General features: G+C 69.9%; 10 protein-coding genes and 1 pseudogene. 5 read left to right on the top strand and 6 right to left on the bottom strand.

Going from position 1 to position 9,629, the window contains the following annotated elements; all coding sequences use genetic code 11:
* Nucleotides 1-114, top strand: a pseudogene (locus SSBG_RS35795) (maleylpyruvate isomerase); the annotation flags it as partial.
* A 424-nt stretch (nucleotides 115-538) separates the two neighbouring features.
* Here SSBG_RS35795 and SSBG_RS14570 read toward each other — a convergent pair.
* Both SSBG_RS14570 and dnaB read right to left on the bottom strand, forming a co-directional pair.
* Nucleotides 539-841, bottom strand: a complete 303-nt coding sequence (locus SSBG_RS14570) for a hypothetical protein (RefSeq protein WP_037871468.1) — start codon at nucleotides 839-841, stop codon at nucleotides 539-541.
* Between the two features lie 240 nt (nucleotides 842-1,081).
* Nucleotides 1,082-2,629 carry a replicative DNA helicase gene (dnaB, locus tag SSBG_RS14565; protein ID WP_008746877.1) on the bottom strand — a complete coding sequence of 516 codons (1,548 nt, stop codon included), beginning with the start codon at nucleotides 2,627-2,629 and terminating at the stop codon, nucleotides 1,082-1,084.
* A gap of 385 nt (nucleotides 2,630-3,014) precedes the next feature.
* On the opposite strand from dnaB, the gene SSBG_RS14560 reads away from it, so the two are divergent.
* The gene (locus SSBG_RS14560; protein WP_008746876.1) at nucleotides 3,015-4,352 is read left to right on the top strand and encodes an MATE family efflux transporter; all 1,338 of its coding nucleotides are present in this window, start codon (nucleotides 3,015-3,017) and stop codon (nucleotides 4,350-4,352) included.
* Nucleotides 4,353-4,567: 215 nt separating this feature from the next.
* Here the strand turns inward: SSBG_RS14560 and rplI are convergent, their stop codons facing one another.
* The 4 genes from rplI to rpsF all read right to left on the bottom strand — a co-directional run bounded on the left by rplI (nucleotide 4,568) and on the right by rpsF (nucleotide 6,280).
* Nucleotides 4,568-5,014, bottom strand: coding sequence for a 50S ribosomal protein L9 (gene rplI, locus SSBG_RS14555; protein WP_008746875.1), 447 nt, complete (start codon nucleotides 5,012-5,014; stop codon nucleotides 4,568-4,570).
* A 17-nt stretch (nucleotides 5,015-5,031) separates the two neighbouring features.
* Nucleotides 5,032-5,268 carry a 30S ribosomal protein S18 gene (gene rpsR, locus SSBG_RS14550; RefSeq protein WP_008746874.1) on the bottom strand — a complete coding sequence of 79 codons (237 nt, stop codon included), beginning with the start codon at nucleotides 5,266-5,268 and terminating at the stop codon, nucleotides 5,032-5,034.
* A 56-nt stretch (nucleotides 5,269-5,324) separates the two neighbouring features.
* Complete coding sequence (locus SSBG_RS14545; RefSeq protein WP_008746873.1) at nucleotides 5,325-5,912, bottom strand: single-stranded DNA-binding protein; 588 nt, start codon at nucleotides 5,910-5,912, stop codon at nucleotides 5,325-5,327.
* Between the two features lie 77 nt (nucleotides 5,913-5,989).
* Nucleotides 5,990-6,280 (bottom strand): 30S ribosomal protein S6, encoded by a 291-nt coding sequence (gene rpsF / locus SSBG_RS14540; RefSeq protein ID WP_007824576.1) that lies wholly within the window; start codon nucleotides 6,278-6,280, stop codon nucleotides 5,990-5,992.
* A gap of 267 nt (nucleotides 6,281-6,547) precedes the next feature.
* On the opposite strand from rpsF, the gene SSBG_RS14535 reads away from it, so the two are divergent.
* From SSBG_RS14535 to SSBG_RS14525, 3 genes are all read left to right on the top strand, one after another.
* Entirely contained in the window at nucleotides 6,548-6,880 is a 333-nt protein-coding gene (locus tag SSBG_RS14535) for a hypothetical protein (RefSeq protein WP_008746872.1), read from the top strand.
* A gap of 467 nt (nucleotides 6,881-7,347) precedes the next feature.
* A complete protein-coding gene (locus SSBG_RS14530) occupies nucleotides 7,348-8,469 on the top strand; it encodes a lipid II:glycine glycyltransferase FemX (protein WP_008746871.1) in 1,122 nt (373 codons plus the stop codon).
* Between the two features lie 95 nt (nucleotides 8,470-8,564).
* The gene (locus tag SSBG_RS14525) at nucleotides 8,565-9,596 is read left to right on the top strand and encodes an alanine racemase (RefSeq protein WP_008746870.1); all 1,032 of its coding nucleotides are present in this window, start codon (nucleotides 8,565-8,567) and stop codon (nucleotides 9,594-9,596) included.
* Nucleotides 9,597-9,629 lie beyond the last annotated feature (33 nt).

The raw sequence follows: 9,629 nt of genomic DNA, 5'->3' as shown, positions 1-9,629 counted from the left end.
TTCCCGCCCTCCTTCTCGGACCGCGAGGCACTGCTCATCGGCACCGGCCGCCGCATCCCGACCCCCGAGGAACGCGCGGCGGCACCGGTACGCCTCCCCCTGATCCTCGGCTGAGAGGCGGACCACGCCTTACGGGCCCCGGGCCGCCCTCGGGCGGGCGGCCACGCGCACTCGCGCTCGGATATCGGGGCCCCGGCCCCCCGGGCATCGTGCGCGAGGACGGCGATGAGCCCCGGCGGTTTCACGTGGAACACCGTCGGCGCCCCGCTCGCGGGCGGTGACGCACTCCCGGAATGCCACGCACCCGCTCCTCCCGCCAGGGTCACCGTCGGCGCCCCGTCTCCCCGGCGCGTGCGGGCGAAGTGCGCAGAGCGAGCCCAGTGTGGGTCTTCACCTTCTCCAGGAGGGCGGAGGCGGGAACGGCGCGCGGCAACGTGGAGGAAGCGGCGACTCGTTGCTCCCGTCCGGCCACGCCGGGGATGTCGGCGAGGGACCCACCCCGCGCGCGGCGTCCAGCGTCTTCGGCGGAGCCGAGAGGTCAGTTCGGCCGGGAGGCGAGCTGCCGACGGGCAGTGCGCCAGATCTCCTCGAACTCCTCGGAGGTGAGCCGTTCGGGCTCGTGCCCTTCCCATTCCGAGACGGGCAGCTCGGCCGTGATCCCGAACCTGCTGTCGTATGCGCCGAGGCGCCCCGCTTCGTGGGCCTCCTGCCACTCGGCGAGGGAGGCGGCCGCGATGGGTGTCAACGCAGGCCCTTGGAGTTCGACTTGCCTGGTTACCCAGCCACCCGCTCCGACCTCGAAGTGAAACCAGACGTCTTCCTCGTCCCAGTAGCAGCGCATCCATGTGGTCACCAGCACATGGTGCCGTGCCGGACAGGGGAGCGGGCCTGAGTGCTGGCCCGACCGACACGAAGTCAACGACTGTGAAGGTGCGATGCCCGCCCACTCGATGCCGGACACCTGCCAACCGCCGACGCCGTAGGAGCGACGTCTCATCACGCTGTCGGATCAGATCCGGCAGTCAGCCAACACCAGCCGCAGGATTCCGACGCGAAAACCTGGACGTCGCAACGCGCTCCCTCACACCTGGGCCATGTCCACGAAGCGGGAGTAGTGGCCCTGGAAGCCGACCGTGATGGTGGCGGTCGGGCCGTTGCGGTGCTTGGCGACGATCAGGTCGGCCTCGCCCGCGCGGGGGGACTCCTTCTCGTAGGCGTCCTCGCGGTGCAGCAGGATGACCATGTCGGCGTCCTGCTCGATCGAGCCTGATTCACGCAGGTCGGAGACCATCGGCTTCTTGTCGGTACGTTGCTCGGGTCCACGGTTCAGCTGGGAGAGCGCGATCACCGGGATCTCCAGCTCCTTCGCGAGCAGCTTGAGGTTTCGGGACATGTCCGAGACCTCTTGCTGACGGCTCTCCGCCCGGCCCTTGCCACCGGACTGCATGAGCTGGAGGTAGTCGATCACGACGAGCTTGAGGTCGTTGCGCTGCTTGAGCCGCCGGCACTTCGCGCGGATCTCCATCATCGACAGGTTCGGCGAGTCGTCGATGTAGAGCGGCGCCGCCGAGACCTCCGGCATCCGGCGCGCGAGGCGCGTCCAGTCCTCGTCCGTCATCGTGCCGGACCGCATGTGGTGCAGCGCGACGCGCGCCTCGGCCGACAGCAGACGCATCGCGATCTCGTTGCGGCCCATTTCGAGCGAGAAGATGACACTCGGGAGGTTGTTCTTGATCGACGCCGCACGGGCGAAGTCGAGCGCGAGCGTGGACTTGCCCATCGCGGGACGGGCCGCGATGACGACCATCTGCCCCGGGTGCAGCCCGTTGGTCAGCGCGTCGAAGTCCGCGAAGCCCGTCGGGACACCGGTCATCTCGCCGCTGCGGGAGCCGATCGCCTCGATCTCGTCGAGCGCGCCCTCCATGATGTCGCCGAGCGGGAGGTAGTCCTCACTCGTGCGCTGCTCAGTGACCTTGAAGACCTCGGCCTGCGCGTTGTTGACGATCTCGTCGACGTCGCCGTCCGCCGCGTACCCCATCTGCGTGATGCGCGTCCCCGCCTCGACGAGGCGGCGCAGCACGGCCCGCTCGTGGACGATCTCGGCGTAGTACTCCGCGTTGGCGGCGGTCGGCACCGTCTGCACGAGCGTGTGCAGGTACGGGGCGCCGCCGACCTTCGTGATCTCACCGCGCCGGGTCAGCTCGGCGGCCACCGTGATCGGGTCGGCGGGCTCGCCCTTCGCGTACAGGTCGAGGATGGCCTGGTAGACGACCTCGTGCGCGGGCCGGTAGAAGTCGGAGCCCTTGAGGATCTCCACGACGTCGGCGATGGCGTCCTTGGAGAGCAACATGCCGCCGAGCACCGACTGCTCGGCGTCGAGGTCCTGCGGGGGTACGCGTTCGAAGGCGGCCGGGCCGTCCCAGTCGCCGTTCTCCCGGCCCCGGTCGTGGCGCTCGCCGCGCCCCTGCTCACCCCGGCCCTGACCGCCGCGCGCCTGGTCCCCGCGCCCGCTGTGGCCGTCCGCGCGAGCGTCCCCGTCACCCTCTTCGCGGCGCCTGCGAGAAGGCGGCAGCCGGTCACCGGGCCCGCTCTCGGCCCAGGGATCGTCCAAGGGCTCGGAAATGCTCACCGGGCCTCCTCCTCACATCCGTGGAACGGACCTTGCCGTGCCGTTCCACGCGCCGCCGCACGGTGGGCGCCGCATAACGTTAGGCCCGTCGGCACCGTCAGCCAATCTGGTTATCCACAGGCGCTGTGGATAACCAGCCCAGAGCTGTGGAGAACTCGCCCGAACCTGTGCATGAGCCGGTGGAAAGCTCCGCCCGCAAGGACACCCCTCACCCTGAGGACCGCTCCTGAACTGGGGTTTCCTCATCCACTGCCTGTGGGGAAGAAAAAATTTCCCGAGTGGCCCAAGATCCCGAAATCGGACAGCCCCGCGCAAGCCCACCGCTTCCGAACGTAAGGACCTCAGCTCTTTGCGTATCTTACCTGTGGAAGATTAGATTGAGTCCATGACCCACCCTCCCGAGCAGTCCCGTGCCGCCCTGCGCCGGCATGACCGCGAGATCGTCGCCCTCGCGCTCCCGGCCTTCGGCTCCCTCGTCGCGGAACCGCTCTTCGTCATGGTGGACAGCGCCATCGTCGGGCATCTCGGCACCCCGCAACTCGCCGGCCTCGGCGTCGCCTCCGCCCTGCTCACCACGGCGGTCAGCGTCTTCGTCTTCCTCGCCTACGCGACCACGGCGGCCGTCTCCCGGCGCGTCGGCGCGGGCCATCTCGCCGCCGCGCTGCGCCAGGGCATCGACGGCATCTGGCTGGCCCTGCTCCTCGGGGCCTTGGTCGTCGCCATCGCCGTTCCCGCCGCCCCCTGGCTGGTCGATGTCTTCGGCGCTTCCGGTACCGCGGCACCGTACGCCACGACCTATCTGCGCATCTCCGTCCTCGGCATCCCGGCCATGCTCGTCGTCCTGGCGGCCACCGGTGTCCTGCGCGGGCTCCAGGACACCCGGACACCGCTCTACGTCGCCGTGGGCGGCTTCCTCGCCAACGGCGTCTTCAACGCCGTCCTCGTCTACGGAGCGGGCCTCGGCATCGCCGGCTCCGCCTGGGGCACGGTGATCGCCCAGTGCGGCATGGCGCTCGTCTACCTCGCCGTGGTCGTACGGGGTGCCCGCCGCCACGGCGCCTCGCTCCACCCCGACCTCGCCGGGATACGCGACAGCGCCCGCGCCGGGGCCCCGCTCCTCGTCCGCACCCTCTCGCTCCGCGCGATCCTCCTGATCGCCACCGCCGTCGCGGCGCGCCTCGGCGACGCCGACATCGCCGCGCACCAGATCGTGCTCTCCCTGTGGAGCCTGCTGTCCTTCGCCCTCGACGCCATCGCCATCGCGGGACAGGCCATCATCGGACGCTACCTGGGGGCGGACGACGCCGAGGGCGCCAAGAACGTGTGCCGCAGGATGGTCCACTGGGGCATCGCGTCGGGCGTCGGGCTCGGCGCGCTCGTCATCGCGGGACGGCCGCTGTACATCCCGCTCTTCTCCGGGGACTCCGTCGTCCACGACGCCGCGTTCCCGGCCCTCCTGGTCGTGGCCTTCGTCCAGCCGGTCTGCGGGATCGTCTACGTACTCGACGGGGTGCTGATGGGGGCGGGGGACGGGCGGTACCTCGCCGTCGCCATGCTCCTCACCCTCGCGGTCTTCACCCCGGTCGCCCTGCTCGTCCCCGTCTGGGGAGGCGGGCTCACGGCGCTGTGGGGAGCGATGGCGCTCATGATGGCCGTCCGAATGCTCACTCTCTGGTGGCGCTCGCGCTCGGGGCGCTGGGTCATCACGGGAGCGAGCCGCTGAACCAGCGGGAATGTTTCACGTGAAACATCGTGAAACCGTCACCACATCGCGAGCCCGGCGAATCCGCTGGAGCGGGTGATACCGGATGTTCCACGTGAAACATCCCTCGCGCACGGACGCGTCGAACCGGAGGGGTACCGGTGGGCCCCGGACACGCCGAGGGGGCCGCACCACGTGTGGTGCGGCCCCCTCGCTGCTTCGCGTCAGCGAGACGCTCAGGCGGAGACGACCTCGATGCTGACCTTGGCGGCCACCTCGGGGTGCAGACGCACGGACGCCTCGTGGGCGCCGAGCGACTTGATCGGCGTCGTCAGCTCGATGCGGCGCTTGTCCACGTTCGGGCCACCCGCGGCCTTGATCGCCGAGGCGATGTCGGCCGGGGTCACGGAGCCGAACAGACGGCCGGCGTCACCGGAGCGGGTCTCAAGGCGGACCTTGACACCCTCCAGCTCGGCCTTGATCTGGTTGGCCTGCTCGATCGTGGCGATCTCGTGGATCTTGCGCGCGCGACGGATCTGCGCGACGTCCTTCTCGCCACCCTTGGTCCAGCGGATCGCGAAACCACGCGGGACCAGGTAGTTACGGGCGTACCCGTCCTTGACGTCGACGACCTCGCCGGGGCCACCGAGACCGGAGACCTCGTTCGTGAGGATGATCTTCATGCGATGGTCACCCTCTCTCAGCGCGCGGTGGACGTGTAGGGCAGCAGCGCCATCTCACGGCTGTTCTTCACGGCCGTGGCGACATCGCGCTGGTGCTGGGTGCAGTTGCCGGTCACGCGGCGGGCACGGATCTTGCCGCGGTCGGAAATGTACTTCCGCAGCATGTTCGTGTCCTTGTAGTCCACGTACGTGACCTTGTCCTTGCAGAATGCGCAGACCTTCTTCTTAGGCTTGCGCACAGGCGGCTTCGCCATGGTGTTTCTCCTGTGTGATCAAGAAGTGGGAAGGCCCACCCCAGGACCCGAAGGTCCTAGAAGGGGGGCTCGTCCGAGTAGCCGCCGCCGGAGTTCCCGCCCCAGCCGCCGCCACCCTGCTGCCCTCCGCCGGAGGGAGCACCGGTGGCCCAGGGGTCGCCGGCGGGTGCACCGCCACCGCCCTGCTGCGGCTGCTGCTGACCGCCGCCGGGGTTTCCGCCCCAGCCGCCGTCCTGCGGGCCTCCGCCGTAGCCTCCCTGGCCGCCGCGCCCGCCCCCGCCGCTGGTCTTGGTGACCTTGGCGGTGGCATTGCGCAGGCTGGCGCCGACCTCGTCGACGTCCAGCTCGTAGACCGTGCGCTTGGTGCCTTCACGGTCCTCGTAGGACCGCTGCTTCAACCGGCCCTGAACGATGACGCGGGTGCCGCGCTGCAGCGACTCCGCGACGTTCTCCGCGGCCTGCCGCCAGACCGAGCACGTGAGGAAGAGGCTTTCGCCGTCCTTCCACTCGTTGGTCTGCCGGTCGAAGGTGCGCGGGGTGGACGCGACGCGGAACTTCGCGACGGCCGCACCGGACTGGGTGAAGCGCAGCTCCGGGTCGTCGACAAGATTGCCGACGACCGTGATGACGGTCTCGCCTGCCATGGGATGTACCTCTCGGCGGAATGTGCTCTGGCGGGTACGTGGCTACTCGACGTCCGCGAGTCCCTGAGCCAGAGCGCTCAGTGGGTCTCGGGACGGAGGACCTTGGTCCGGAGGACCGACTCGTTCAGATTCATCTGACGGTCGAGCTCCTTGATGACCGCGGGCTCGGCCTGGAGGTCGATGACCGAGTAGATCCCCTCGGGCTTCTTGTTGATCTCGTAGGACAGACGACGACGGCCCCAGGTGTCGACCTTCTCGACCTTTCCGTCGGCCTCGCGGACGACGGAGAGGAAGCTCTCGATCAGGGGAGCGACAGAGCGCTCTTCGAGATCGGGGTCGAGGATCACCATCACCTCGTAGTGACGCATAGGTAACCCACCTCCTTCGGACTCAGCGGCCACGGACAATCCGTGGCAGGAGGGTTGTTCATGCGTAGCGACGGTACTGGGCCCCACTGACAACGCGCCCTCCGCCGAGGAGGAGGGCCGTCCGGGTGGCCGGACAGACACCGGCGCAGACGGTACACAGTACCCGCACACCCGCTTCCGGTTGAAATCCGGCCGCGAGGGGACGCAATCTGTACAGAACGGATGTGACCGGCGCTACCGGGTGCCGGTCCCGTCAGGAGGTGCCCGATGGCACAGGCAATACGTCCCCCGTCCGCACATCAGCCCTCTGCGAACTCGCTCGTCTCCGGAGACGGACGGCCGCATCCCTTGCAGAACACCCTCACCGCGCTCACCGTCGCGCTGGGGTTCCTGGCCTTCGTCTCGTCCTTCTTCCACAGCTTCCACCTGCTCAGCTCCTGGGCAGGGCTCGTCGGGCTCGCGGTCGGCGGCTGGGGGCAGTACATCTCCGTCACCACCCGCGAGCGCTTCGGGCTGATCATCGGCATGGGTGCGGCGGGGATCGGGCTCCTCGTCGGCATGGCCCACGGCGGCCTCTTCGGCGGCGTGATCGGCGGCTGAGCCCCCGGCTCACCCCGCCATCACTCGCGGAGCCCTCCAGCCCGCCACCGCACCCCTTCCCAGCCCGACCACACCGCCCGGCACCGCACCACCGCCCGGGCCGACGGCCCGCGGCGCCGGAGTCCCTCCGCCCCAGATGCGGAGGGCCCCGGCGTCGCGGGCTTTCCCTGCGCACGGTGTCCGCCTCGCTCCCAAAAGCACCACCCGAACCGCCGCCCCTGAACCGCCACCCCCGCACCGCCTCCGCCGCCGACGTCCCGGCGGACAGGCCGCCGCGTCCGCCGCTTCGCCCGGCTGGAGCAGTGTCCGCGTCCGGTCGCCGCCCCCGTCCGGCCGTGCCACCGCTCCCGTGCCCGCCCGGGCGAGCGGTACGGCCCAGTGAGCGCCCCGCACAGGCGCAGTAGGCTTCGGCGCGAGAGCCGGAGCCCTGTACCGATGGGGACACACCAGCCCGAGGAGCGCCCCGAATGAGCCTGACCCTGAGGACCATCAGCCGCGAGCACCATCTGGCTTTCATCCAGAGCCTGCCCGCGGCCAGCCACATGCAGGTCCCCGCCTGGGCAGACGTGAAGTCGGAGTGGCGCTCGGAGAGCCTCGGCTGGATCGACGAGAAGACCGGGCAGCTCGTCGGCGCCGGCCTCGTCCTCTACCGCCAGCTCCCCAAGATCAAGCGGTACCTCGCCTACCTGCCCGAGGGCCCGGTCATCAACTGGTACGCGCCGAACCTGGAGGACTGGCTCCAGCCGATGCTGGCGCACCTCAAAAAGCAGGGCGCCTTCTCGGTGAAGATGGGTCCCCCGGTCGTCATCCGCCGCTGGAAGGCGCCGACGATCAAGCAGGGCATCCAGGACCCGGACGTCAAGCGGCTGCGCGACATCGAGGCGGACGTCATCGAGCCGCGCGCCTTCGAGGTCGCCGACAAGCTGCGGCGGATGGGCTGGCAGCAGGGCGAGGACGGCGGCGCGGGCTTCGGCGACGTACAGCCCCGCTACGTCTTCCAGGTCCCGCTCGCCGGGCGCTCCCTGGAAGAGGTCCACAAGGGCTTCAACCAGCTGTGGCGGCGCAACATCAAAAAGGCCGAGAAGGCCGGGGTGGAGGTCGTCCAGGGCGGCTACCACGACCTCGCGGAGTGGCAGCGGCTCTACGAGATCACCGCGATCCGCGACAAGTTCCGGCCCCGCCCGCAGGCGTACTTCGAGCGCATGTGGCAGGCGCTGAACAGCGAGGACCCGAACCGGATGCGCCTGTACTTCGCGCGTCACAACGGGGTGAACCTCTCGGCGGCCACGATGCTCGTCGTCGGCGGGCACGTCTGGTACTCGTACGGCGCCTCGGACAACATCGGGCGCGAAGTGCGCCCGTCGAACGCGATGCAGTGGGCGATGCTCCGCGACGCCTACGCGCTCGGCGCGAGCGTCTACGACCTGCGCGGCATCAGCGACTCGCTCGACGAGACCGACCACCTCTTCGGCCTCATCCAGTTCAAGGTGGGAACCGGGGGAGAGGCCGCGGAGTACCTCGGGGAGTGGGACTTCCCGCTCAACAAGCTGCTCCACAAGGCGCTCGACATCTACATGTCGCGGCGCTGACCCTCCCCCTCGCGTTGCCGCGCCCGGCCCCCGCCGGTTCCCGCGCGGCACGCCCCTCTGCACCACACAGCTAGAAGAAAGGTCCGGGACCGGCCATGGCGCTCACGCTGTATGTCGACTCCACGCGCTGGCGGGCACACCACAAGCACGTCCTCGAACAGTTCCCCGGGATCGTCCCGGTCTGCAAGGGCAACGGCTACGGCTTCGGCCACGAGCGGCTCGCCGAGGAGGCGACCCGCTTCGGCTCCGACATGCTCGCCGTCGGCACCACGTACGAGGCCGCGCGGATCAAGGACTGGTTCAGCGGCGATCTGCTGGTCCTCACCCCGTTCCGCCGCGGTGAGGAGCCGGTGCCGCTCCCGGACCGGGTGATCCGCTCGGTGTCCTCGGTGGACGGGGTCCAGGCCCTGGTGGGCGCGCGCGTGATGATCGAGGTCATGTCCTCGATGAAGCGGCACGGTGTGTCCCGGAGCGATCTTCAGGCCCTCGGCAGCGCGATCGACGGCGTGCGCCTCGAAGGCTTCGCGATCCACCTGCCGCTGGACCGCACCGACGGCACGGACGCGGTGGAGGAGGTCATCGCGTGGATGGACGCGCTGCGCGGGGCGCGGCTGCCGCTCCACACGATGTACGTGAGCCACGTCAAGGCGGACGAGCTGGCCCGGCTGAGCCAGCAGTTCCCGCAGACCCGGTTCCGCGCCCGGATCGGGACCCTGCTCTGGCTCGGTGACCACGAGGCGACCCAGTACCGGGGGACGGTTCTCGACGTGACCCGGGTCGCGAAGGGCGAGCGGTTCGGCTACCGGCAGCAGAAGGCGGCCTCGGACGGCTGGCTCGTCGTCGTCGCGGGCGGCACGTCGCACGGTGTGGGGCTGGAGGCGCCCAAGGCGCTGCACGGCGTGATGCCGCGCGCGAAGGGCGTGGCGCGGGCCGGTCTCGCCACGGTCAACCGGAACCTCTCGCCGTTCGTCCACGACGGCAAGCAGCGGTGGTTCGCCGAACCGCCGCACATGCAGGTCTCGATCCTCTTCGTGCCCGGGGACGCCGCCGAACCGCGGGTGGGCGAGGAACTGGTGGCGCACCTGCGCCACACGACGACGCAGTTCGACCGCGTCGTGGAGCGCTGAGCGCGCGACCCGCACGTTCCGGTACGGCGAAGG

The organism is Streptomyces sp. SPB074, assembly GCF_000154905.1.
In the GTDB taxonomy this organism is placed as follows: Bacteria; Actinomycetota; Actinomycetes; order Streptomycetales; family Streptomycetaceae; genus Streptomyces.
The sequence above is the reverse complement of the archived record's forward strand: the minus strand, read 5'-3'. Positions and strand labels throughout refer to the sequence as shown.